Raw genomic sequence first — 23,047 nt, forward strand, 5'->3', positions numbered from 1 at the left:
TCAGCTCCGTCCTGTCGTCGCTCGGCGGTACAGCACCCGGCCGGGTGCCGCGCTGGTGCCGTGCACCACGGTGCTGGCGGCCACCACGAGGCTGCCAGCCGCCAGGACGACCGGGTCGACCTCGAGCCGCTCGGCCTCCAGTGCCAGGTAGAACAGCGCGGACACCCCGACGGGGCCGAACCAGCCCAGGTAGACCGCGTCGGGCCGGCCCAGCCGCAGGGGACGGCGCAGCAGCCACAGCACCGGCAGCCGCCGGAGCAGCAGGACGCCGGCGGCGAGGGCGACCCCCCGCCAGCCCAGCTCGCCCCAGGCGGCCCACGGCAGCACGAGGCCCAGGCCGACGAACAGCGGGAGGACCAGGAACCGGTTGACCGCCTCGTCGATGGGCAGGTCGTCGGTGCGGTCCGGTCCGGTCGCCACGGCGTTGAAGGCCAGCCCGGCGACGAAGACCGCGAGGATCCCGTCGACGTGCAGCAGCCCGGCCGCGCCCAGCACGGCGAACGCCAGGACGGCGGTGAACAGCAGCCGGGGTGCGGAGTCGGTGGAGCCGTGCTCCTCACCGGCCCGCAGCGCCCGCGCCCCCAGCCAGCCGGCGGCCGCGCCCAGCAGGACGGCGCCGGCCACCTGCCACAGCGACTCGGCCAGCGCGCCGGGGACGCTCGCGGCGCCGGCGATCGCGACGGCGAGCAGCACGAGCGGCAGGGCGAGACCGTCGTTGGCCCCGGACTCCAGGGACAGCAGTTGCCGGTCCCGGTCGGGCAGGTCCTGCTCCGCGGGCGTCCCGGTGACCACGCTGGAGGCCAGCACCGGGTCGGTGGGGCACAGCGCCGCCCCCAGCAGGGCGGCGGCGCCGACGCCCACCCCGAGGGTCCAGGCGGCCAGCCCGGCGGTCACCAGGGCCATCGCCGGCATCACGACCGCCAGCAGGAGCAGCACCGGTCGCCACCGGGCCCGCGCCTGCCCGACCGGGTAGCGCAGCGCCACCGCCATCACCGACACGGCCAGGAGCAGCCGGGTGACGGTGTGCAGCCAGGTGGTGTCCTCGGTCAGCGGTGGCGGGGCGAGCACGCCGAGCAGCTCCGGGCCCACGAGCACCCCGACGGCCAGGCCCAGGACCGGCTCGGACACCGGCAGGCGGCGCAGCCGTTCCGACAGCGCCGCCACGAGCAGGCCGAGGACGCCCGCGACGACCAGCAGGACGTCGATCAGCACGTCAGTGCCCCTCCTCCCGGCCGGTCACAGCTGGGGGCGCACGCCGGCCTCGGGCGCGAGCTCCCGCGGGTCCAGCGGGCCGTCGCCGGCGACCGCCGCCCGGCCGGGGCCACGCCGGCCGACCGGCAGCACGGTGCGCCCGGTGGTGCCCTCCAGCTCCAGGGCGAGCGCGGCGTAGACCGCGACCGCAGCCAGCAGCAGCCCCACCCACCCGGCCGCGGACTGCCAGGCGGCCGACCCGGTGAGCTCGGCGGCGCCCGTGACCGCGAAGCGGGTGGCGGCGGTGGCCATGACCACGGCCGGGACCAGCTCGGCCGGCGCGGCCGCGGCCGCGGGCACCAGCAGCGCCACCGCGGCGGCGAGCAGCAGCACGCCCAGGCCCGCGCTGGCGGTGCCCGACGGGGAGGTCAGCGTGGCGAGCCCCGCGACGGTCCACGTCCCCGCCAGCACCCCCATCCCGGTGGCCGCGACCGGGTCGCGGGTCAGGAAGCCGACGACCGCGGCGGCGAACTGCAGCGGGGCGGTGGCGCCGAGGGCGACCAGCGCGGCGACGCGCCCCTGGTCGGCCGGCACCCAGCCCAGCTGCACCGCGCTGAACACCGTGGTGGCCAGGGCGAGAGCGAGGAACCCCAGGGGCAGCGGGGTGGCCAGCGGCCGCAACACCACCCGGGTGGCCGGGTGGCCCTGCTGCAGGGTCCCGCCGCGAGCCTGCGAGTGGTGGGGGGCAGAAGGGTCCTTCACCAGCCGACGATGACCTGCGGCGAGGCGACCTTGAGGTGCGCGTTGGCCCACCGGGCCAGGCGCAGGGACTGCGGGTGGCACCGCCGGGCGAGGTCGAGCAGCTCCCGCTCCTTGGCGCCCTGGGCCGACTGGGCCAGGATCTCCCAGTCCAGCGAGACCCCGGCCGCCTCCCGGTACAGGTGGCGCAGGTCGGCGAGCAGCAGCAGGCCCGGCGTCGAGCGCCGGCCGACGAGCTCGGAGGCGCGCTGGCGCACGCTCGCCAGCAGGGCCGGGTCCTCCGACGCCTCGGGGTCGAGGTCCACGCCGAAGTCGCGGCCGGCGCGCGCGAGCTCGACGACGTGCCGGCGTGACCAGCCGGCCATGTCGCGGCAGACGTGGAAGACCTCGTGGTCGGCCTTGTGCTTGTCCGACATGGACATCAGGACGGTGACCAGGTGGTTCTCCGAGCGGTGCAGTTCCTCGATCGCCAGGTCCAGCTTCACGGCTGTCCTCCCACGAGCTCGTGCGCGAGCGCGTCGTCCCCGCCCGTCGTGGGCGGTACCTGCCCGGTCACCGGCGCGGAGCCGGTGGTGGTCGGGGCCGGGGCGGGGCCGTCGGCCGGGGCGACCCGCTGCACCTGTGCGGCCGCGGTCTTGAAGATGGGCTGCTTGGACACCGGGTCCCAGTCGGTGAGGGTCAGCTCGTTGGCCGCGCGTCCCTCGCCGGTCCCCGGCTCCGACCCGGACCCGGTGTCCCAGTAGCCGTAGTGGAACGGCAGGAACAGCACGCCCGGCCGGATGCCGCTGATCCGCAGCCCCGCCTGCACCCGGCCGCGCGGCGTCGAGACGTCGAGCAGGTCGCCCTCGACGAATCCGCGGTCGGCGGCGTCGCTCGCCGACATCTCCACCCACACCTCCGGGGCGGCGTCCTGCAGCTGCGGCGCACGGCCGGTCTTGGTGCGGGTGTGGAAGTGGTAGAGCGTCCGCCCGGTGATCAGCTGGAACGGGAAGTCCTGGCCGGGGAGTTCGTGCGGCGGCACGTACTCGGCGGCCTTGAGCACCGCCCGGCCGGTGGGGTTGAGCGCCCGGTACTCGGTCTCCTCCACCGGGGCGCCGGTGACCATGTCGCGGCCGTAGCTCTCGCACTGGTCGGGTCGCGCCCAGAACTGCCCGTCGACGTAGATGCGCTCGGTGCCGTCCGGGTGCTCGTCGTCGCACGGCCACTGGACGCCGCTGCCGCCGCGCAGCTTGTCGTAGGAGAGCCCCGTGTAGTCGCAGGGCCGCCCGCGCGAGCACTCCTTCCAGGCCTCGAAGGCGCTCTCGGGGTCCGACCACTTCACCAGCGGGGCGCCGTCCCTGTCCCGCAGGTCCAGCCGGCGCGCGAGGTCGACGAGGATGTCGAGGTCCGGCCGCGCCTCGCCGGGCGGGTCGACGGCCTTCTCCGACAGGTGCACGGTGCGGTCGACGTTGGTGAAGGTGCCGGTCTTCTCCCCCCAGGTGGCCGCGGGCAGGACGACGTCGGCCAGCTGCGCGGTCTCGGACAGGAAGATGTCCTGGACGACCAGGAACAGGCGGTCCTGGGCGAGGATCGACCGGATCCGCGCCAGCTCGGGCAGGGAGACGGCGGGGTTGGTCGCCGTCACGTACAGGAAGCGGATCGAGCCCTCCTCCATGTAGCGCAGCTGCTGCATGACGTGCGTCGGCGGCGAGTAGTGCGGGATCTGCATCGGGTCGACGTTCCAGACGCGCGCCAGGTCCTGGACGTGCGCGTCGTTGGACCAGTTGCGGAAGGCCGGGAGGTCGCCGTCGGCCCCGCACTCGCGGGTGTTCTGCGCGGTGGGCTGGCCGTTCATCTGCAGGATCCCGCAGCCGGGCCGGCCGAGCATGCCCCGCAGCACGTGGATGTTGTTGATCTGCACGGCGGCGGCCGTGGCCTGGTGGGACTGGTAGAAGCCCTGCAGCGCGGTGGAGAGCAGCCGCTGCGCGGAACCGATCACGCGGGCGGCCTCGCGGACCTGCCCGGCGGGGACGTCGCAGACCTCCTCCGCGACCTCGGGCGTGTACGCCCGCACCTGCCGCTCGAGCTCGTCGAACCCGACGCTGTGCGCCTCGACGTAGTCCCGGTCGATCCAGCCGTTGCCGATGATCTCGTGCAGCAGCGCGTTCATCAGCACCACGTTGGTGCCCGGCCGCGGGGCCAGGTGCACGGTCGCCGCCCGGGCGACGGGCGTCTCGCGCGGGTCGACGCAGACCACCTGCGGCGGGTTCGGCCCCGCCAGCCGGTCGAGCACCCGCGTCCACAGCACGGTCTGCGTCTCGGCCATGTTGTGCCCGTACAGGGCGATGACGTCGGCGGAGTCGACGTCGGTGTAGGAGCCGGGCTGGCCGTCGCAGCCGAAGGTCTCCTTGAGCGCCGCGGCGGCGGTGGCGGTGCACAGCCGGGTGTTGCCGTCGACGTGGTTGGTGCCGATGCCGCCGTGAGCGATCAGGCCGAGCGTGTAGTACTCCTCGAGGAACAGCTGGCCGGTCGTGTAGAAGCTGATCGCGCTGGGCCCCTGCTCCTGGAGCAGCTCCCTGCACCGGCCGGCGACGGCGTCCATGGCGGTGTCCCAGTCGGTCTCCACCAGCTCGCCGTCGCGCCGGACCAGCGGCCGGGTGAGCCGGTCCGGGGAGTTGTTCGCCTGCCAGCCGAACAGGTCCTTGGGGCCGAGCCGGCCGTGGTTGACCCGGTCGACCGCCCGCCCCCGGACGCCGACGATCCGCCCGTCCGTGACCGCGATGTCCAGCCCGTCGCCGTTGCTGTGCAGGATGCTCGCCGACTGCACCCAGCGGTCGACGTCGTCCTCGGTCAGCCCGTCGGCGAGGTACTGGTCGACCCGGGTGGGCCAGGTCTCCCCCGGCCCGTACGGGGTCCGGCTCCCCCAGGGTTCGGCGATGCGGTCGGTCCGAGGCATGGCGCACGCCGTACCCCCGACCCGTGGCAGCCCGAACGCGGGTCGCATGACGAAACGGTGACACCCGCGAGCGCAAGAACGGTCGGGCGCGGGGCCGCCGTCCCCGGCCAGGATCGACCCGTGCCCGACGACGACCCCCTCCCGGGACGGGACCGCCTGCGCGAGCTGCTCGACGCCGTCCTGGACGAGGACAACCGCACGCTGCCCGACATGGCCGGCGACGCGTACGCCAGCCCCTGGCACTTCGCCCGGCAGGTCAGCCGGGGCGCCGGCGAGCCGCCGGTGGCGCTGCGCCGCCGGGTGCTGATGGAGCGCGCGGCGTGGCAGCTGCGCGAGGGAGCCGGCGTCACCGAGGTCGCCTTCGCCTCCGGCTACGAGTCGGTCGAGGGCTTCGCCCGCGCCTTCGCCCGCGCCTACGGCCGCTCCCCCGGCTCGCCGGACGACGGCCCGCGGACCCGCGATGCGCACTGGCTGCCCGCGCCGAACGGCGTGCACTTCCACCCGCCGACCTCGCTGTGGGTGGCCGATGAGGGCCGGCGCGGCGCCCCGGACGAGGTGACCGCGCTGCTGGTGCACCACGACGTCGAGGACACCCGCGCGCTGCTGGAGGCGGCCGCGGGCCTCCCGGACGGCGAGTACCGGCGGGCCCGGCTGCCCGGGCTGAGGGTGCTGCCCTGGGAGGGCGCGGAGGAGTCGGTGGCCGCCGTGCTGGACGCGCTGGTGTGGACCAAGGAGGTGTGGCTGGCCGCCGTCGAGGGCGCCGGGCACCCCGCCCGCGGCGCCGACGACGCGGCCGCCCTGCTGGCCCGGCACGACGCCGTGGCGCCGCGGTGGCTGGCCGCCGTCCGCGACGTCGCTCGGCGCGGCGCCTGGGGCGACCGGCTGGTCGACGCGCTGTGCGAGCCGCCGCAGAGCTTCGTCCTCGGCAGCGTGGTGGCCCACGTCCTCACGTTCTCCGCGCACCGGCGGCTGCTGGTGCGCGCCCTGCTCCGGGACGCCGGCCTCGCCGTGGACACCGGGGACCCCATCGACTGGCTGACGAGGAGAGCGACGTGACCCGCACCGTCTACTACACGGCCACCAGCCTGGACGGCTTCATCGCCACGGCGGACCACTCGCTGGACTGGCTGCTGTCCCGGCGGTCCGACCCCGACGGGCCGATGGGCTGGACCGGGTTCGAGCAGCGGGTCGGTGCGCTGGCGATGGGCGCGACGACCTACGAGTGGATGCAGGCGCACGACCCGGGCGGCTGGGCCCACTCCGTGCCGGCCTGGGTGTTCACCCACCGGAGGCTCACCGGGTACCCGGGCGCGGACATCCGCTTCACGCGGGCCGACGTCGGCGACGTGCACGCGGAGATGGTGGCGGCGGCCGGGGACCGGGACGTGTGGGTCGTGGGCGGCGGCGACCTGGCCGGGCAGTTCGCCGACCGCGGCCTGCTCGACGAGCTGGTCGTCTCCGTGGCGCCGGTGACGCTCGGCGGCGGGGCGCCGCTGCTGCCCCGGCGGCTGGAGCTGGTGCGCACCGAGCACGCGGTCAACGGCGAGTTCGTCTGCGTCCGCTACGACGTCGTCCGGACCCGACCGGGGAGCGCGACCGACCCCGCCGACGCATGACCATGCACGAGCGTGCATACTTCTCCGCATGTCCAAGGTGCTCACGTCCCTGCCCGTCGGCGAGCGCGTCGGGATCGCCTTCTCCGGCGGGCTGGACACCTCGGTGGCGGTCGCCTGGATGCGGGACCGGGGCGCGGTGCCCTGCACGTACACCGCCGACATCGGCCAGTACGACGAGCCCGACATCGACTCGGTGCCCGGGCGCGCGACCGCCTACGGGGCGGAGGTCGCCCGGCTGGTCGACGGGCGCGCGGCGCTGGTCGAGGAGGGCCTGGCGGCGTTGACCTGCGGGGCGTTCCACATCCGCTCCGGGGGGCGCAGCTACTTCAACACCACCCCGCTGGGCCGGGCGGTCACCGGCACCCTGCTGGTGCGCGCCATGCTCGAGGACGACGTGCAGATCTGGGGCGACGGCTCCACCTTCAAGGGCAACGACATCGAGCGGTTCTACCGGTACGGCCTGCTGGCCAACCCCTCGCTGCGGGTCTACAAGCCGTGGCTGGACGCCGACTTCGTCACCGAGCTCGGCGGCCGCCGGGAGATGTCGGAGTGGCTGGCCGCGCACGGCCTGCCCTACCGGGACAGCACCGAGAAGGCCTACTCCACCGACGCCAACATCTGGGGCGCCACCCACGAGGCCAAGGCGCTGGAGCACCTGGACGCCGGCATCGAGGTCGTGCAGCCGATCATGGGGGTGCGGTTCTGGGACCCGGCCGTGGAGATCGAGCCCGAGGACGTGACCGTCGGCTTCGAGCAGGGCCGGCCGGTGTCGATCGACGGGAAGACCTTCGGCAGCGCCGTCGAGCTGGTGCTGGCGGCCAACGCCATCGGCGGCCGGCACGGGCTGGGCATGTCCGACCAGATCGAGAACCGCATCATCGAGGCCAAGAGCCGCGGCATCTACGAGGCGCCGGGCATGGCGCTGCTGCACGTGGCCTACGAGCGGCTGGTCAACGCCATCCACAACGAGGACACCCTGGCCACCTACCACAGCGAGGGCCGGCGGCTGGGCCGGCTGATGTACGAGGGCCGCTGGCTGGACCCGCAGGCGCTCATGCTGCGGGAGGCGCTGCAGCGCTGGGTGGGCACCGCGGTCACCGGCGAGGTGACCCTGCGGCTGCGGCGGGGGGAGGACTACTCGGTCCTCGACACCGCCGGCCCGGCGTTCAGCTACCACCCGGACAAGCTGTCGATGGAGCGCACCGAGGACTCCGCCTTCGGCCCGTCGGACCGGATCGGCCAGCTGACCATGCGCAACCTCGACATCGCCGACTCCCGCGCCAAGCTGGAGCAGTACGCGGCGCTGGGCATGGTCGGCAGCGGGCACCCGCGGCTGATCGGGGTGGCGCAGGCGGCCTCGACCGGGCTCATCGGGGCGATGGACGCCGGGGGCGCGCAGGCGATCGCCTCCCGCGGGGCGGTCTCCGGCGTCGAGGAGCTGCTCGACCGCGCCGCGATGGAGGCCGGCACGGACTAGCAGGAGGACCCCTCTGCCCCCACGCCTCGCAGGCTCGGTGCGGGCCCCTGCAGAGGAGCCGACGGGGCAGGGTGGTCCTCTCCCTAGAGCTGGCGGTAGGCGACGTCGGGGACGTCGGTGACGAACATGTGCCCCGGCGCGTGGGTGATCGCGAACGGCGGCCGCGAGGCCATCAGCGCCGCCTGCGGGGTGACCCCGCAGGCCCAGAACACCGGGACGTCGCCGTCGGCGGGCACGACCGGGTCGCCGAAGTCGGGGGCGGCCAGGTCGGCGATGCCCAGTGCCCCGGGCGCGCCGACGTGCACCGGCGCCCCGTGCACCTGCGGCATCCGGGCGGTCACCTGCACCGCGGTGGGCACCAGCGCGCCGGGCACCGGCCGCATGGACACCACCAGCGGCCCGGACAGCCGGCCGGCGGGGCGGCAGGGCCGGTCGGTGCGGTACATGGACACGTTGCGGCCCTGCTCGATGTTGCGCACCGGCACGCCCGCGTCGAGCAGCGCGGTCTCGAAGCTGAAGCTGCAGCCGATCAGGAAGGCGACCAGGTCCGGGCGCCACAGGTCGGCGACGTCGGTGGGCTCGTCGACGAGCTCCCCGTCCCGCCACACCCGGTAGCGCGGCAGGTCGGTGCGCAGGTCGGCGCCCGGCGCCAGCGCGGTGGACGGCGACCCGGCGTCGGTGACGTCGAGCAGCGGCACCGGCTGCGGGTTGCGCTGCGCGAACAGCAGCATGTCGTAGGCCCAGTCCCGGGGCAGGACGACGAGGTTGGCCTGGGTGTACCCCGGCGCCCAGCCCGAGGACGGGACGGCCAGGCCGGCGCGGTAGTGCGCGCGGGCGGCCGCGGGGTCGGCGGCGGGCGTGAGGGTGGTGGTCACGGGGTCCTCCTCGGTCGGTCGCCGGACCGTTCGCCGGCCCGGTCCCGGAGGGCCGCCAGCAGCTCGGCCTCCGAGTCCTGCAGGTAGTCCTCGAGCTCCTTGGCCGCGCGCTCGGACTCCCCGTCGACCAGCAGCTCGAGCAGCGCCCGGTTGCGGCGGACGTAGGGCTCGTGCAGCCGCTGCGGCGACCCCACCGCCGAGAACGCCAGCCGCACCTCGGCGAGCAGCCGGGCGGCCGTCTCGTCGATGCGCCGGCTGCCGGCGAGCGCGACGAGGTGCTGGTGGAAGCGCATGTTGGCCGTGCCGACAGCACCCCAGTCACCGCGCCGCGCGGCGTCCTCCGCGGCGGCGACGTCGTCGTGCAGCGGCCGCAGCCGCACCGGGTCGAGCCGGCCCAGCCGCCGGACGACGTCGCACTCGATGGTGCGGCGCAGCCGGTAGAGGTCGACCAGCTCCTCCTCGTCGAGCTCGGGCACGAACACCCCGCGGTGCAGCCGGTGCACCAGCAGCCCCTCGTGGGTGAGCAGCCGAAACGCCTCCCGCAGCGTGTTCCGCGAGACGTGCAGGACGTCGACGAGCTGCTCCTCCGACAGCCGGCGCCCCGGGGGCAGGTCGCCCTCGATGACCCGGCGGCGCAGCAGGTCGGCCACCCGCTCGGCGGTGCTGGAGCGGTCGAAGGCGCGCACCTCGTCGGCCATCGCGCGCAGCCAGCCGGCGTCGGGGCCGGGGACACCGTCCGCGCCGGAGGGGGCTGCCATGCCCCCATCCTGCCCACCCGTGACGGCGATGTGAACAGTCCGCCGATCCCCTTGTCGGATTGTTCAACAACTGTCTAGGTTGTCCGGCCAGGGACCCCGGGCCGCGCCGCGGGTGTCCGCACCCCGCAGCGGGTACCCCGACCCCACCTCCCCGGGAGCACGCGCCATGGCATCGGACCCCAGCAGCGCCGGCACCGCCCCCGCCGCCCCACCGCCCGGAGCGGCCGGCGGCCGGATGGCCTCGAGCACCCGCTCGACCCTGCTCGGCGCGATGTTCCTCATGGCCACCTCGGCCATCGGGCCGGGCTTCATCACCCAGACGACGACGTTCACCGTGCAGCTGGGTGCGGCGTTCGCCTTCGCCATCGCCGTCTCGATCGTCATCGACATCGCCCTGCAGCTGAACGTGTGGCGGGTGATCGGCGTCAGCGGCCGGCGGGCGCAGGAGCTGGGCAACCTGGTGCTCCCCGGGCTGGGCTGGGTGATGGCCGGGTTCCTGCTCGCCGGCGGGCTGGTGTTCAACATCGGCAACGTCGCCGGCGCGGGTCTCGGCACCGACGCGATGCTGGGGCTGGACCCGAGGATCGGCGGCGCCGTCTCCGCCGTCGTCGCCATCGGCATCTTCCTCAGCAGGAGGGCCGGGGTCGCCGTCGACCGGATCGTCGTCGTCCTCGGCCTGCTGATGATCGTCCTGACCGCCTACATCGCGATCACGTCGGGGCCGCCGGTCGGGCGGGCACTGCGCAACGTCGTCCTCCCCGAGGACGTCTCCTTCCTGGCGATCACCACGCTGGTCGGTGGGACGATCGGCGGCTACATCGTCTACGCCGGTGCCCACCGGCTGCTCGACTCCAGCATCACCGGCACCGAGCACGTCCGCGACATCACCCGGGGCTCGGTCACCGGCATCGTGATCACCGGGATCATGCGGGTCGTGCTGTTCCTCGCCATCCTCGGCGTGGTGGCCGGCGGCGCCGACCTGGGGACGGAGAACCAGGCGGCCACCGCGTTCCAGACGGCCGCCGGCGAGGTCGGGCTGCGGGTCTTCGGCATCGTGCTGTGGGCCGCCGCCATCACCAGCGTCATCGGCGCCTCCTACACCTCGGTCTCCTTCGTCACCTCGCGGACCCGCACCAGCGACCGCACCCGGACCCTGCTCGTCATCGGCTTCATCGCGGTCACCACGCTGGCCTTCCTCCTCATCGGGGCGGCTCCGACCACGCTGCTGGTGTTCGCGGGGGCGTTCAACGGGCTGCTGCTGCCGATCGGCATCGCCGTCCTGCTGTGGGTCGCCACCCGCCGCACCGACCTGCTGAACGGCTACCGCTACCCCCGCTGGCTGCTCGCCGTCGGCTGGACGGCGTGGCTGCTCACCCTCTACCTGGCCGCGCGCTCGGTGCAGCCGGTCATCGCCCTCTTCGCGTGAGGCAGGCTGACACCATGACCCAGGGGCGTGTGGACCTCAACTCCGACCTCGGCGAGGGCTTCGGGCAGTGGCCGCTCGGGGACGACGACGCGCTGCTGGGCATCGTCACCAGCGCCAACGTGGCCTGCGGCTTCCACGCCGGCGACCCCTCGATCATGCGGCGGGTGTGCGCGCGGGCCGTCGAGACCGGGGTGGCCATCGGCGCCCAGGTCGGCTACCGCGACCTGGCCGGCTTCGGCCGCCGGTTCATCGACGTGGAGCCTGCCGAGCTGACCGCCGACGTGCTCTACCAGCTCGGCGCCCTGGAGGCGTTCGCGCGGGTGGCCGGCTCGCGGGTGCGCTACGTCAAGCCGCACGGCGCGCTCTACAACACCATCGTGGCCCACGAGGAGCAGGCGGCCGCGGTCGTCGGAGCCGTGGTCGCCTACGACCGGGACCTGCCGGTGCTGGGCCTGCCCGGGTCGGCGTGGCTGCGGCTGGCCGAGGAGGCCGGCCTGACCACGGTGGCCGAGGCCTTCGCCGACCGCGAGTACACCCCGCAGGGCACGCTGGTCTCCCGGCGGCTGCCCGGCGCGGTGCTGCACGACGCCGGCGAGATCGCCCGCCGCTGCGTGGCCATGGCCACCGGCGAGCCGGTCACCGACGTCGAGGGCGGGCTGCTGCGGCTGACGCCGGGGTCGATCTGCGTGCACGGCGACACCCCGGGCGCGGTGGCGATCGCCGGCCGGGTGCGCGAGGCGCTGACCGCGGCCGGGGTCGACCTGGCGCCGTTCGCACCCTGATGCGCGTCCTGCCCAGCGGCTCGACCGCGCTGCTGGTCGAGCTCGACGGCCTCGACGACGTCCTCGGGCTGTACGCCGCGCTCACCGCCGAGCCGATCGAGGGCGTCGTGGACGTCGTCCCGGCGGCGCGCACCGTGCTGCTCGTGACCGACCCGGCGGTGACCGGCCTGGCCGCCGTCGAGGACGCGGTGCGGCGGACCACCCCCCGCGCCGGCGAGCGGGGCGGCGGCGAGACCGTCGAGCTGCCGGTCGTCTACGACGGCGCGGACCTGGCCGACGTCGCCGCGCACCTCGGCGTGGACACCGCCGAGGTCGTGCGCCGGCACACCGGCGCGGAGTGGACGGTGGCCTTCTGCGGGTTCGCCCCCGGGTTCGGCTACCTGGTCCCGGACGGCGAGCCGTGGGACGTGCCGCGCCGGCCCTCCCCGCGGACGAGGGTGCCCCCCGGGTCGGTCGCGCTGGCCGGGGAGTTCAGCGGCGTCTACCCGCGGGAGTCCCCGGGCGGGTGGCAGCTGGTCGGCCGCACCGACGTGCCCGTGTTCGACGTCGACCGCGAACCCGCCGCGCTGCTGCGCCCAGGGGTGCGGGTGCGGTTCACCGAGGCCGGCTGATGCGCACGCTGACCGTGCTGGCCCCCGGGCCGCTGACCACCGTGCAGGACGGCGGCCGCCCCGGGCAGGGCGCGCTGGGCATCGGCCGCTCCGGCGCCTGCGACCGGGCCGCGGCCGCGCTGGCCAACCGGCTCCTCGGCAACGCCCCGGACGCCGCGGTGCTGGAGGCCACCCTGGGTGGGCTGGTGCTGCGGGCCGACGTGCACCTGGTGGTGACCACGACCGGGGCCCGCTGCTCGGCGGCGCACAACGCCCCGCTGACCCTGCGGGCGGGCGACGAGCTGCGGCTGGGCCAGCCGGCCGCCGGGCTGCGCACCTACGTCGCCGTCCGCGGCGGCCTCGCCGTCGAGCCGGTGCTGGGCAGCCGCGCCACCGACCTGCTGTCCGGGCTGGGCCCGCCGGTGCTGTCGGCCGGTGACGTGCTGCCGGTGGGGTCCGCGGCCGGGCCGATGCCCGGGGTGGACGTCGCGCCGGTGCCCGACCCGCCCGGCGGCGAGGTGACCGTGCGGGTGCTGCCCGGCCCGCGCACCGACTGGTTCACCGACCCGGCCGCCCTGACCGGCGCCGCGTGGGAGGTCACCGGCGAGAGCAACCGGATCGGGCTGCGGCTGGCCGGCACCCCGCTGGAGCGCGCGCGCACCGGGGAGCTGGCCAGCGAGGGCATGGTCCGCGGCGCGCTGCAGGTGCCGCCGTCCGGCCAGCCGGTGCTGTTCCTGGCCGACGCCCCGGTGACCGGCGGCTACCCGGTCGTCGGCTACGTCGAGGACGCCGACGTCGACCGCTGCGGCCAGCTGCGCCCCGGGCAGACGCTGCGCTTCCGCGCCGCCGCCCGGTGACCCCGCCCCGCACCGGCCGGTCCCGGCCGCGGTGGGGAGCGCTCGTCCCGGCCGCGGTCCTCGTGCTCGTCGCGCTGTGCCTGCGCGGCCCGTTCACCGGCGTGGGCCCCGTGCTGACCGAGCTGTCCGCGGAGCTGTCGGTGCCGCGGGCGGCGCTGGCCGCGCTCACCTCGGTGCCGCTGGTCTGCTTCGGGCTGGTCGCCCCCGCCGCCCCGGCGCTGGCCGCCCGGCTCGGCGTGCACCGCGCCGTCCTCGCCGGGGTGCTCGCCCTGGCCGTGGGCATCGCGCTGCGGCCGGCCGGTGTCGTGGGCCTGTGCGCGGGCACCGCGCTGCTGACCGCGGGGATCGCGGTGGCCAACGTGCTGGTGCCCGCCGCGGCCCGGGCGGAGTACGGCGACCGCAGCGCCGCGGCGGTCGGGGCCGCGGTGGCGTCGATGGGGGCGTCGGCCAGCCTCGGGGCGGGGCTGGCCCAGCCGCTGGCGACGGCGACCGGCAGCGCGCTCACCGGGCTCACGCTGTGGCTCGCCCCGGTGCTGCTCGCCGTCGCCGCGATCGCGCTGCTCGCCCGGCGCCGGCCGGCCGCGCCCGGCGCCGCGGCGGCCCGGCCGCCGGTGGCCGCCGTCCTCCGCGACCGGGTCGCGCTGGCGGTGACGCTGTTCTTCGGCCTGCAGTCGCTGTCCTTCTACACGATGCTCAGCTGGCTGGCCGACGTCCTGGAGACCGAGGCCGGCGTGGCCCCGGTGACCGCGGGCGGGCTGGTGGCCGCGGCCGCCGCGCTCGGCGTCCCGTGCGCGCTGCTCGTCCCACCCCTGGCGGCACGGCGGGCCGGGCAGGCCGGGTGGATCGTGGGCGTGGGCGTGCCGTCGACCGTCGCGATCGCCGGCCTGCTGCTCGCCCCGGCCGCCGCGCCGGCGGTGTGGGCGCTGCTGTGGGGGCTGGGCACCGGGGCGGCGTTCCCGCTGGCCATGACGCTGGTGCTGGTGCGCACCCGGGACGTGGCGCAGACCGGCCGGCTGTCCGCGGCCGCGCAGAGCGCCGGGTACCTGCTGGCCGCGACCGGCCCGCTGGCCGTCGGGCTGCTGTACGACACCGTCGGTGGGTGGCGACCGGGGCTGGTGCTGCTGCTGGTCCTGCAGGCCGGCCAGTTCGCCGCGGGCCTGGTCGCCGCCCGGCCCCGGCTGGTCACCGAGGCCCGCCGCCCGGAGCGGGTGCGCTGAGGCCCCGCTCGCGGGCCCGGAGCGGGGCCCGGGCGCACACGCGCTCGGGGAGTGACGGCCGGCCGGCCCGACGGGATGCCGGTGGAACAGCTCCTCGTAGGTGCCGCCGGTGCGCAGCGTCGCCCCGCCGTCCACGCTGGCGGTGACGCCGTCGTCCAGCAGGGCCATGCCGCTGCCCCTCGTCGCCGGTCCGCGCGCCCCGAGGTCGCCCCCGGCGCCGCCTCCCGGCAGGGTAGGTGGGCAGGCAGCCGATCCGTCGGCCCGGAGCGGGAGGGGTCCATGACCAGCGACACGAGGGCCATCAGCGAGACCCCGGAGTGGCAGGCACTGGCGCAGCACCACCGGGAGGTGGGCGACCGCCACCTCCGGGACCTGTTCGCCGAGGACCCGCAGCGCGGCACCGACCTCGTGGTCACCGCCGGCGACCTGTACCTGGACTACTCCAAGAACCGGCTCACCCGCGAGACCGTCCGGCTGCTCGCCGCGCTGGCCGAGCGGGCCGGGCTGCGCGAGCGCACCGAGGCGATGGTCCGCGGCGAGCACGTCAACCCGACCGAGGACCGCGCGGTCCTGCACGTGGCGCTGCGCGACCCGGCCACCGGTGGCCTCGTCGTCGACGGGCAGGACGTCCGCGCCGACGTGCACGAGGTGCTCGGCCGGATGGCCGACTTCGCCGACCGGGTGCGCGGCGGGGCGTGGACCGGGCACACCGGCGAGCGGATCCGCGCCGTGGTGAACGTCGGCATCGGCGGCTCCGACCTCGGCCCGGCCATGGCCCACCAGGCGCTGCGCGACTCCACCGACCGGTCGCTCACGTTCCGGTTCGTCTCCAACATCGACCCCACCGACCTGGCCGAGGCCACCCGCGACCTCGACCCGGCGAGCACGCTGTTCGTCGTCGCGTCCAAGACCTTCACCACCCAGGAGACGCTGACCAACGCCCGGGAGGCGCGCCGCTGGCTGGTCGAGGGCCTGGCAGCCCAGGGGCACGGCGGGGACTCCGAGGCCGTCGCCAGGCACTTCGTCGCCGTGTCCACCAACGCCGAGAAGGTGGCGGAGTTCGGCATCGACACCGCCAACATGTTCGGCTTCTGGGACTGGGTGGGCGGCCGGTACTCGTTCACCTCGGCGGTCGGGCTGTCCCTCATGGTGGCGATCGGCCCGGAGCGGTACCGGGAGATGCTCGACGGCTTCCACACCATCGACGAGCACTTCCGCACCGCCCCGTACGAGGAGAACCTGCCGGCCCTGCTGGGGCTGATCTCGGTCTGGTACGTCGACTTCTTCGGCGCGCAGAGCCAGGCGGTGCTGCCCTACTCGCAGTACCTGGCACGGTTCCCGGCCTACCTGCAGCAGCTGTGCATGGAGTCCAACGGCAAGTCCGTGCGGGTGGACGGCTCGCCGGTCGACGTCCCCACCGGCGAGGTCGTGTGGGGCGAGCCGGGCACCAACGGCCAGCACGCCTTCCACCAGCTGCTGCACCAGGGCACCGTGCTGGTGCCCGCGGACTTCATCGGCTTCGCGCAGCCGAACGACCTCGCCCGGGACAGGGACCTGGACGGCATGCACGACCTGTTCCTGGCCAACTTCCTGGCCCAGCCGCGGGCGCTGGCCTTCGGCCGCACGGCCGAGGAGGTGGCGGCCGAGGGGACGGCGGAGGCGGTCGTGCCGCACCGGGTGATGCCGGGCAACCGCCCGTCCAACGCGATCGTGGCGCCGAAGCTGACGCCGTCGGTCCTCGGCCAGCTGGTCGCCGCCTACGAGCACCGGGTCTTCACCCAGGGCGTCGTGTGGGGCATCAACTCCTTCGACCAGTGGGGCGTGGAGCTCGGCAAGGTCATGGCCAGCCAGCTCGCGCCCCAGCTGCAGAGCGAGGCCGCGCCGGAGTACGACGCCGACTCCTCGACCGACGCGCTGGTGCGGCTGCTGCGGGAGGGCCGCGGCCGGCCCGCGTGAGGCTGGGCGCTCAGCCCTGCCCGCGCAGCTCCTCGAGGATCGGGCCGGCGACCTTGAACGCGTGGTTGGCCGCGGGGACGCCGGCGTAGACCGCGGCGTGCTGGAGCACCTCGGCGATCTCCTCGTCGGTCAGCCCGTTGTTCCTCGCCGCCCGCACGTGCAGCGCGAACTCGTCCCAGTGCCGCAGCGCGACGGTGATCGACAGCGTCATCAGGCTGCGGTCGCGGCGGGACAGGCCCGGCCGCTGCCACACGTCCCCCCAGGCGACCCGGGTGATGAAGTCCTGGAAGTCGGCGGTGAACGGCGTCGTGCCGGCGACCGCGCGGTCCACCCAGGCGTCGCCGAGCACCTCGCGCCGGGTGGCCGTGCCGGCAGCACGGCGCTCGTCGTCCGTGCTGGGGGGCAGAGTCCGGCGCTCCCGGTCGTCCATCAGGCGTGCCCGCCGGCGGCGTCGAGGTGGCCGAGCAGCGCGCCGGTGACCTCCAGCGGCTGCTCCAGGTTCGGCAGGTGCGCACCCGGGCTGACCGAGACCAGCGAGGCGCCCGCGATGCCGTCCGCGATGGCCTGCTGGTGCGCCGGCGGCAGCGCCGGGTCCTCCGCACCGGACACCACCAGCGTCGGCGCGGTGATCCGCCCGAGGTCGGCCACCAGGTCGACGGCGGCGACCACCTCCGCGCACAGCGCGTAGCCCTCGTCGTCCGCCGCGGCGACCATCCCCTCCAGCCGGGCCACCAGCTCGGGGTGCCCGGCCGCGTACTGCGGCGTCAGCCAGCGGGCGACCACGGCCGGCGCGATGCTCGCGGTGCCGTCGGCGCGCACGGCGGCGGCCCGGTCCAGGAAGCCCTGCGGGTCCGGCCTCGCCGACGTGGCCAGCAGCGCCAGCCGGTCCACCCGGTCCGGCTCGCGGGCGGCCAGCCGCATCGCCGTCATCCCGCCCAGCGACAGCCCCGCCACGTGCGCCCGCCGCGCGCCGAGCCGGTCGAGCAGCGCGACGAGGTCGTCCACCAGGTCGTCGAGGCCGTACGGCCCGGCCGGGGACGGCGACTCCCCGTGCCCGCGGGTGTCGTAGGTGACCACCCGGTAGCGCTCGGCCAGCGCGGGCACCTGCGGGTCCCACATGCCGCGGGTCGCGCCCAGCGAGTTGGACAGGACGACGACCGGCGCGCCGGCCGGCCCGTCCTCGGTGTACGACACCTCGACAGCCGTCATGCCTCTCCCTCGGTCAGCCGGTGGTGCTCGGCCAACGCGGCATCGACCTGCGCGCCGGCCTCCCCGACGTCCGGTCTACCGGCGGCGAGCACGGCGCGCACGTCGACGTCGGTGCGCGCGGCGACCACCTCGGCCAGCGGGCGGCTGCCGTCGCGGGCCTCGCGGACGGCGTCGGCGGCCGCGTCGTGGGCCGCGCCCTTCCCGAGGGACGGCGCCAGCGCCTCGGCCAGCGCGCCGGCCAGCGGGCCCTCGGCGGCGGCCGCGGCGGTGGCGGCCATCCGGGCGGGGTCCGGCCGCAGCCCGCGCAGGCTCTCGGCCAGCCAGGACGCCGCCGACCCCACCGTGCCGAGCAGGTCCGTGAGCGTGGGCCACTCGCTCTGCCAGGCGCCGGCGGCCCGCTCGTGCTCCTGCTCCATGGCCGCCAGCAGCGTGGCCACCAGCCCCGGGGCGCGCCGGGCGCAGGCCCGGGCGGAGATCGCGGCCACCGGGTTGCGCTTGTGCGGCATCGCCGAGCTCCCGCCGCGCCCCTCGGCCACCTCGGCCACCTCGGCGACCTCGGTCTGGGCGAGCAGCACGACGTCGACGGCCACGGTGGCGACCACCCCGGCCGCGGCTCCGAGCGCGCCGGCCAGGTCGGCGACCGGCAGGCGGACGGTCGACCACGGGACGGCGGTGGTGGCCAGCCCCAGCTCCCCGGCCAGCGCCGCCCGCAGCGCCAGCCCCGAGCCGCCGGACGCCGCCAGCGTGCCCACCGCGCCGCCGTACTGCACCGGCAGCGTGGCGACCGCCTCGGCCAGCCGCAGCCGGGCACCGTCCAGCCCGGACAGCCAGCCGGCGGCCTTGAGCCCGAACGTCGTGGGCAGCGCCTGCTGCATGAGCGTGCGGCCGGCGACCACGTCGTCCCGGTGGGTGCGGGCGAGGCCTGCGGCGAGGTCCGCGGCGGCGGCCAGGTCGGCGTCGATCGCCGCGACGGCGTCCCGCGCCAGCAGCACCAGCGCGGTGTCCAGCACGTCCTGGCTGGTCGCCCCGACGTGGACGGCGGCCGCGCCGCGCTCCCCCACCGCGTCCAGCAACACCCGCACCAGCGCGGGCACCGGGTTGCCGGCGTCCGCGGCCCGGGCGGCCACGGCGGCCAGGTCCAGCCGCTCGGGGTGCGCGCAGGCGGCGGCGACCGCGTCGGCGGCGTCGGCCGGCACCAGCCCGGCCCGGGCCGCGGCGCGGGCGAGGGCGGCCTCGACGGCGAGGAGCGCAGGCGCCCAGGCGTCGTCGGAGACGGCGGCCGCGGCGCCGCCGCGGGCGAAGGTCCCGCCGAACAGGCTCATACCGCGAAGAACACCGTCTCCCGGTCGCCCTGCAGGTGGACGTCGAAGCGGTAGCCGTCCCCGGTCGGCTCCGCGAGCAGGGTGCGCCGCTGGTCGGCGGTCAGCCCCCGCAGGACGGCGTCCTCGGCGTTGGCGTCGGCCTCGTCGGCGAAGTAGATCCGGGTGACGACGCGGTCGAGCAGGCCGCGGGCGAAGACCGACACGTCGAGGTGCGGCGCCTGCAGGCCGCCCTCGCCGTCGGGCACCCGCCCCGGCTTGAGGGTGTGGACGGCGAACTCCCCCGGCGGGGACACCGTCTGCACGCGCGCGTAGCCGCGGAAGCCGGGGGTGGACGACGGGCCGCGCGGGTCCTCGGGCGAGGGGAAGCGGCCGTCCGGGTCGGCCTGCCAGGTCTCGACCATCGCGTCGGCAACGAGGTCGCCGGCGCCGTCGACCACCCGGCCGCGCACCCAGATGCCGCCCGGGGTGCCCTCGGCGGCGGCCCAGGCGCCGTCCGGCCAGGTCAGGCCGATCGCCAGGTAGGGGCCCACCGTGGCGCTCGGGGTGGGCCCCAGCCGGAACGGCTCGGTGAGGAAGCCGGTGCCGCGCCGCCCCGTCCGGGGCTGGTACGGCTCCGTGACGCCGGGGACCTCCAGCGGGTCCACGGGGCGACTCACGCGACGTCCCCGTCGTCGTCGGCCTCGAACGGCGTCTGGTCGGTCCCGCGCAGCACGATGTGCCACTCGAAGGCCAGCGCCCAGTCGGCCTGCGTGCGCTCCAGGGAGAACCGGCTGATCGCCCGGTGCCGCGCGGCCGCGGGGATGGCGGCGAAGATCGGGTCCTGGCCGAACAGCGGGTCGTCCGGGAAGTACATCTGGGTGACCAGCCGCTGGGTGAAGGCCCGGCCGAACAGGCTGAAGTGGATGTGCGCCGGCCGCCAGGCGTTGTGGTGGTTGCCCCACGGGTAGGCGCCGGGCTTGACGGTCAGGAACTCGTACCGGCCCAGGCTGTCGGTGACCACCCGGCCCAGCCCGTCGAAGTGCGGGTCCAGGGGTGCGGGGAAGCTGTCGCCGACGTGCCGGTAGCGGCCGGCCGCGTTGGCCTGCCACACCTCGACCAGGGCGTCGGGCACCGGGCGGCCGTCGCTGTCGAGGACCCGGCCGTACACGACGATCCGCTGACCCACGGCCTCGCCGCCGCCCCGCAGCGTCAGGTCGGCGTCCTCCGGTCGGACCCGGTCCTCCCCGAGCACCGGGCCGGTGACCTCGGTCAGCCGGTGCGGGAGGTCGACCGGCGTCCGCAGCGGCGCCCGCAGCCCGGTGCTCCGGTAGTCGGGTGAGCCGACGGGCGTCCGCCGCTCGGCCGGTTCGCGGAGGTACCGCGGCAGCACGAGGCCGCGGTGCGATGTGATGCCGGTCATGGCGGGCAACGTACGGCCCGGGGGCTACGTCACCCAAGCCGTTCCTCCCGGCCAGCGGAAGCCGGCGCGCCGGCGCGGCCACCCGGCCGGCCCTCGTCCGCGACTGCCGCCTCCTGGGCGGCGAGGTGGGCGTGCACCAGGGTCACCGCGAGCGCCCCCTCGCCGACGGCGGACGCCACCCGCTTGACCGAGCCCTCGCGGACGTCGCCGGCGGCGAACACGCCCGGCGTGCTGGTCTCCAGCAGCGCCGGCGGGCGGTCCAGCGGCCACGGCGGGTCCACCCCGTCGGCCAGGAGCGCCGGGCCGGTGAGCAGGAAGCCCCACCGGTCGCGGGCCAGCACGCCGTCGACCCAGTCCGTGCGCGGCTGGCTGCCGATCATGACGAAGAGCATGCCGGCCTCCTCGGTCTCCGCACCGGTGTCCAGGTCGCGCAGCCGGACGGTCTCCAGGACGTCGGCGCCGCTGCCGCCGACGACCTGGACCCGGTACCGGACGTCGACGTTCGGCAGGGCCACCAGCTCGCGGACCAGGTAGTCCGACATCGACTGGACCAGCGAGTCCCGGCGCACCAGCAGGGACACCCGGTCGGCGTGCCGGGACAGGTACACGGCGGCCTGCCCCGCGGAGTTGCCGCCGCCGACGACGAACACGTGCCGGCCGCGCATGGCGGGCGCCTCGCTGACCGCCGCGCCGTGGAAGACGCCGCGGCCGGTGAACTCCTCCAGCTCCGGCACGCCGATCCGCCGCCACACCGCACCGGTCGCCACCACGACGGCCCGGGCCCGCACCGAGGAGCCGTCGCTGAGGGCCAGCCGGTGCAGGCCGTCCTCGGTGCTCAGCGCCTGCACGGTGCGCATGAAGGAGAAGCGGGTGCCGAACGCCCACGCCTGCTGGTAGGCGGCGAAGGCCAGCCGGCTGCCGCTGACGCCGGTCGGGAAGCCGAGGTAGTTGCGGATCAGCGAGCTGGTGCCGGCCTGCCCGCCCACCGCCTCGCGCTCCAGCTGCAGCGTGTCCAGCCCCTCGGAGGCGGCGTACACGCTGGCCCCCAGCCCGGCCGGTCCCGCCCCGACGACGGCGACGTCGTGGACGGCGCCGGGGTCCAGCGGGTCGAACAGGCCGAAGGACTCGGCCAGCTCCAGGTCGGTCGGGGCCTGCAGCACCGCCTGCTGGGGCCGGAAGCGGACCACGACGACGGGCAGCCGCGGCTGCGGGATGCCGAGGTCGGCCAGCAGCGCCCGGCCGTCGGCGGAGCCGGCCTCGTAGAAGCCCAGCGGGATCCGGTTGCGGGTCAGCTGGTCGCGCAGGTGCTGGGCGTGCGGGTCCCACCGGTCGCCGACGACCCGCACCGCCTCGAAACCGCCGCCCTGCTGGGAGGCCCACTCGTCGAGCGCCTCGGTGACCGAGCGGTGGAACTCCTCGTCCGACCGGCCCTGCGGGGCGTACACCCAGCGGTCCAGCTGGCCGACCGTGATCGCCTCGAAGATCGGCTGGGCGGTCTCCCAGGCCCCCCACCGGACCACGGCCACCGCCAGCGCGCCGGGGTGCGCGCCGTGCAGCCGGCGCAGCACGGCCAGCCCGTCGGGGTCGGCGTCCCCCAGCCCGCCGAGCAGGACCGCCACCGGGGGGTCGCCGCCGGCGGCCAGCAGCCCGGCCACCCGTCCGGGGTCGGCGGCCGGCACGACCAGGTAGTCGGCGCCGTAGCGGCGCTCCAGCTCGCGCGTCGTCGCCAGCCGGACGCCGCCGTCGCGGGCGACGACCACCAGCGCCGCCCGGTGCTCCCCGGTCACGCCGTCCCCCGGTCCGGCGCCGGGGCCAGGCGCCACCCGGCCGCCCCCGTGGCGACGATCGCCGCCGTCATCGCCAGGAAGGCCCACGCCGCCGGGCCGCCCCAGGCGACCGTGCCCGGGTAGCGCAGCACGGCCAGCGCGACGAGGACGCCGAAGACGGTGTAGGCGACCGCCGCCGTGCGCAGCCTGCGGAGGTCGCCGGCGACGGCGGCCAGCGCGGTCGCCGCGCCGAAGGCGACCAGCCAGGCGGCCAGCACGCGCGCGGTCAGCGGGGTCAGCGGCCAGGGCCACAGGGCCGTGGCCGTGGACGGTGCGGCGTACAGCGCGACGCCCACCACCAGGAGCACGGCCGACTCGGCGGCCAGCGCCCAGCGCAGCGGGAGCGGCACTGGGTCGCGGGGCGGGGGGTCGCTCCCGGGCGCGCGCTCCTGCGGCACCAGGAGCACGAGCATGAGGCCGGGGACGACGACGTAGACGGCCAGCCAGAACCAGGCCGCGGCCCGCGCCAGCAGCGGCCGGTCGAGGAACTCCGCCTGCAGGTGGAAGCGGTCCAGGTGCAGCAGCGTGGCGGCCAGCGTGGCGATGGTGAACAGCAGGATGGTGAGGACCGGGACGCGGCTGTGCGCCCAGACCGGGTCCCGCAGGGAGAGCACCACCAGGACGCAGCCGGCCGCGTAGCCCGCGCCCAGGAAGGCGGCGGTCAGCGGCGGCTGGATGGTCCAGGCGAACGAGCGGTCGGTCCGGTCGGCCAGCACGTACAGCGTCAGCACCGCGAGCGCGGTGAGCACGCTGAAGGCGACCAGCAGGGCGGCCATGGCCGGCAGCAGCCGCCGGACGCCGGTCGCGGTGTCGACGGTGGTGGGAGGACGGTCCACGGCACTCCCCGAGTGC

22 protein-coding genes are annotated in these 23,047 nt (G+C 76.2%); 9 read left to right on the forward strand and 13 right to left on the reverse strand.

Translation table 11 applies throughout. The features are described 5' to 3' along the window. The 4 genes from CHB98_RS05605 to CHB98_RS22220 are packed head-to-tail and all read right to left on the reverse strand — an operon-like array spanning nt 1 to nt 4,885. Entirely contained in the window at nt 1–1,212 is a 1,212-nt protein-coding gene (locus CHB98_RS05605; RefSeq protein WP_089304603.1) for a cation:proton antiporter domain-containing protein, read from the reverse strand. A 24-nt stretch (nt 1,213–1,236) separates the two neighbouring features. Further along, nucleotides 1,237–1,953, reverse strand: a complete 717-nt coding sequence (locus CHB98_RS05610) for a GPR1/FUN34/YaaH family transporter (RefSeq protein ID WP_179224216.1) — start codon at nt 1,951–1,953, stop codon at nt 1,237–1,239. Beyond that, nucleotides 1,950–2,435, reverse strand: a complete 486-nt coding sequence (locus CHB98_RS05615; protein WP_089304605.1) for a hypothetical protein — start codon at nt 2,433–2,435, stop codon at nt 1,950–1,952. Before CHB98_RS05615 ends, CHB98_RS05610 begins: the two co-directional genes overlap by 4 nt. Then, on the reverse strand, nt 2,432–4,885 hold the full coding sequence (locus tag CHB98_RS22220; protein ID WP_089304606.1) for a molybdopterin oxidoreductase family protein: 2,454 nt from the start codon (nt 4,883–4,885) through the stop codon (nt 2,432–2,434). The genes CHB98_RS05615 and CHB98_RS22220 overlap by 4 nt, the downstream gene beginning before the upstream one ends. Nucleotides 4,886–5,005: 120 nt before the next feature. Between CHB98_RS22220 and CHB98_RS05625 the strand changes: the two genes are divergently transcribed. The 3 genes from CHB98_RS05625 to argG are packed head-to-tail and all read left to right on the forward strand — an operon-like array spanning nt 5,006 to nt 7,978. Next, complete coding sequence (locus tag CHB98_RS05625) at nt 5,006–5,941, forward strand: helix-turn-helix domain-containing protein (protein WP_089304607.1); 936 nt, start codon at nt 5,006–5,008, stop codon at nt 5,939–5,941. Beyond that, nucleotides 5,938–6,501, forward strand: a complete 564-nt coding sequence (locus CHB98_RS05630; RefSeq protein ID WP_089304608.1) for a dihydrofolate reductase family protein — start codon at nt 5,938–5,940, stop codon at nt 6,499–6,501. The genes CHB98_RS05625 and CHB98_RS05630 overlap by 4 nt, the downstream gene beginning before the upstream one ends. A gap of 28 nt (nt 6,502–6,529) precedes the next feature. Beyond that, entirely contained in the window at nt 6,530–7,978 is a 1,449-nt protein-coding gene (gene argG, locus CHB98_RS05635; RefSeq protein ID WP_089304609.1) for an argininosuccinate synthase, read from the forward strand. 83 nt (nt 7,979–8,061) lie between these two features. Here argG and CHB98_RS05640 read toward each other — a convergent pair whose 3' ends face one another. Together CHB98_RS05640 and CHB98_RS05645 are read right to left on the reverse strand one after the other, a co-directional pair. Further along, a complete protein-coding gene (locus tag CHB98_RS05640; RefSeq protein WP_089304610.1) occupies nt 8,062–8,853 on the reverse strand; it encodes a putative hydro-lyase in 792 nt (263 codons plus the stop codon). Further along, complete coding sequence (locus tag CHB98_RS05645; RefSeq protein WP_179224218.1) at nt 8,850–9,611, reverse strand: GntR family transcriptional regulator; 762 nt, start codon at nt 9,609–9,611, stop codon at nt 8,850–8,852. Before CHB98_RS05645 ends, CHB98_RS05640 begins: the two co-directional genes overlap by 4 nt. 166 nt (nt 9,612–9,777) lie before the next feature. Here CHB98_RS05645 and CHB98_RS05650 point away from each other — a divergent pair, with 166 nt between their 5' ends. The 6 genes from CHB98_RS05650 (at nt 9,778) to pgi (ending at nt 16,439) form a co-directional block, all read left to right on the forward strand. Further along, the gene (locus CHB98_RS05650) at nt 9,778–11,037 is read left to right on the forward strand and encodes an NRAMP family divalent metal transporter (protein WP_245820939.1); all 1,260 of its coding nucleotides are present in this window, start codon (nt 9,778–9,780) and stop codon (nt 11,035–11,037) included. A gap of 14 nt (nt 11,038–11,051) precedes the next feature. After that, on the forward strand, nt 11,052–11,819 hold the full coding sequence (locus tag CHB98_RS05655) for a LamB/YcsF family protein (protein WP_089304611.1): 768 nt from the start codon (nt 11,052–11,054) through the stop codon (nt 11,817–11,819). After that, entirely contained in the window at nt 11,819–12,430 is a 612-nt protein-coding gene (locus CHB98_RS05660) for a 5-oxoprolinase subunit B family protein (protein ID WP_089304612.1), read from the forward strand. Before CHB98_RS05655 ends, CHB98_RS05660 begins: the two co-directional genes overlap by 1 nt. Then, entirely contained in the window at nt 12,430–13,266 is an 837-nt protein-coding gene (locus tag CHB98_RS05665) for a 5-oxoprolinase subunit C family protein (protein ID WP_089304613.1), read from the forward strand. The genes CHB98_RS05660 and CHB98_RS05665 overlap by 1 nt, the downstream gene beginning before the upstream one ends. After that, nucleotides 13,263–14,483, forward strand: a complete 1,221-nt coding sequence (locus CHB98_RS05670) for an MFS transporter (protein WP_245820940.1) — start codon at nt 13,263–13,265, stop codon at nt 14,481–14,483. Before CHB98_RS05665 ends, CHB98_RS05670 begins: the two co-directional genes overlap by 4 nt. Before the next feature lie 279 nt (nt 14,484–14,762). Further along, on the forward strand, nt 14,763–16,439 hold the full coding sequence (pgi, locus tag CHB98_RS05675) for a glucose-6-phosphate isomerase (protein ID WP_089304614.1): 1,677 nt from the start codon (nt 14,763–14,765) through the stop codon (nt 16,437–16,439). A 10-nt stretch (nt 16,440–16,449) separates the two neighbouring features. Here pgi and pcaC read toward each other — a convergent pair whose 3' ends face one another. From pcaC to CHB98_RS21445, 7 genes are read right to left on the reverse strand one after another with little or no spacing between them, the layout of a single operon-like run. Beyond that, nucleotides 16,450–16,869 carry a 4-carboxymuconolactone decarboxylase gene (pcaC, locus tag CHB98_RS05680; RefSeq protein ID WP_089304615.1) on the reverse strand — a complete coding sequence of 140 codons (420 nt, stop codon included), beginning with the start codon at nt 16,867–16,869 and terminating at the stop codon, nt 16,450–16,452. Then, nucleotides 16,869–17,648 carry a 3-oxoadipate enol-lactonase gene (pcaD, locus tag CHB98_RS05685; protein WP_089304616.1) on the reverse strand — a complete coding sequence of 260 codons (780 nt, stop codon included), beginning with the start codon at nt 17,646–17,648 and terminating at the stop codon, nt 16,869–16,871. The genes pcaC and pcaD overlap by 1 nt, the downstream gene beginning before the upstream one ends. Further along, nucleotides 17,645–18,970 carry a 3-carboxy-cis,cis-muconate cycloisomerase gene (pcaB, locus tag CHB98_RS05690; protein WP_089304617.1) on the reverse strand — a complete coding sequence of 442 codons (1,326 nt, stop codon included), beginning with the start codon at nt 18,968–18,970 and terminating at the stop codon, nt 17,645–17,647. The genes pcaD and pcaB overlap by 4 nt, the downstream gene beginning before the upstream one ends. Further along, a complete protein-coding gene (gene pcaG / locus CHB98_RS05695; protein WP_245820941.1) occupies nt 18,967–19,626 on the reverse strand; it encodes a protocatechuate 3,4-dioxygenase subunit alpha in 660 nt (219 codons plus the stop codon). The genes pcaB and pcaG overlap by 4 nt, the downstream gene beginning before the upstream one ends. Continuing rightward, a complete protein-coding gene (gene pcaH, locus CHB98_RS05700) occupies nt 19,623–20,369 on the reverse strand; it encodes a protocatechuate 3,4-dioxygenase subunit beta (RefSeq protein WP_089304618.1) in 747 nt (248 codons plus the stop codon). Before pcaH ends, pcaG begins: the two co-directional genes overlap by 4 nt. A 29-nt stretch (nt 20,370–20,398) precedes the next feature. Next, nucleotides 20,399–22,156 (reverse strand): NAD(P)/FAD-dependent oxidoreductase, encoded by a 1,758-nt coding sequence (locus tag CHB98_RS05705; protein ID WP_179224220.1) that lies wholly within the window; start codon nt 22,154–22,156, stop codon nt 20,399–20,401. After that, nucleotides 22,153–23,031 (reverse strand): hypothetical protein, encoded by an 879-nt coding sequence (locus tag CHB98_RS21445; RefSeq protein WP_179224222.1) that lies wholly within the window; start codon nt 23,029–23,031, stop codon nt 22,153–22,155. Before CHB98_RS21445 ends, CHB98_RS05705 begins: the two co-directional genes overlap by 4 nt. Between the last annotated feature and the right edge of the window lie 16 nt (nt 23,032–23,047).

The organism is Geodermatophilus pulveris, assembly GCF_900188375.1.
GTDB lineage: Bacteria > Actinomycetota > Actinomycetes > Mycobacteriales > Geodermatophilaceae > Geodermatophilus > Geodermatophilus pulveris.

Excerpts from the sequence above, each read along its gene's own strand:
- CHB98_RS05660 (WP_089304612.1), top strand. The coding sequence starts at position 11,819 with ATGCGCGTCCTGCCCAGCGGCTCGACCGCGCTGCTGGTCGAGCTCGAC.
- pcaC (WP_089304615.1), bottom strand. The coding sequence starts at position 16,869 with ATGGACGACCGGGAGCGCCGGACTCTGCCCCCCAGCACGGACGACGAG.
- pcaB (WP_089304617.1), bottom strand. The coding sequence starts at position 18,970 with ATGAGCCTGTTCGGCGGGACCTTCGCCCGCGGCGGCGCCGCGGCCGCC.
- pgi (WP_089304614.1), top strand. The coding sequence starts at position 14,763 with ATGACCAGCGACACGAGGGCCATCAGCGAGACCCCGGAGTGGCAGGCA.
- CHB98_RS05665 (WP_089304613.1), top strand. The coding sequence starts at position 12,430 with ATGCGCACGCTGACCGTGCTGGCCCCCGGGCCGCTGACCACCGTGCAG.
- CHB98_RS22220 (WP_089304606.1), bottom strand. The coding sequence starts at position 4,885 with ATGCCTCGGACCGACCGCATCGCCGAACCCTGGGGGAGCCGGACCCCG.
- pcaD (WP_089304616.1), bottom strand. The coding sequence starts at position 17,648 with ATGACGGCTGTCGAGGTGTCGTACACCGAGGACGGGCCGGCCGGCGCG.
- CHB98_RS05650 (WP_245820939.1), top strand. The coding sequence starts at position 9,778 with ATGGCATCGGACCCCAGCAGCGCCGGCACCGCCCCCGCCGCCCCACCG.
- CHB98_RS05655 (WP_089304611.1), top strand. The coding sequence starts at position 11,052 with ATGACCCAGGGGCGTGTGGACCTCAACTCCGACCTCGGCGAGGGCTTC.
- pcaH (WP_089304618.1), bottom strand. The coding sequence starts at position 20,369 with ATGACCGGCATCACATCGCACCGCGGCCTCGTGCTGCCGCGGTACCTC.
- CHB98_RS05645 (WP_179224218.1), bottom strand. The coding sequence starts at position 9,611 with ATGGCAGCCCCCTCCGGCGCGGACGGTGTCCCCGGCCCCGACGCCGGC.
- argG (WP_089304609.1), top strand. The coding sequence starts at position 6,530 with ATGTCCAAGGTGCTCACGTCCCTGCCCGTCGGCGAGCGCGTCGGGATC.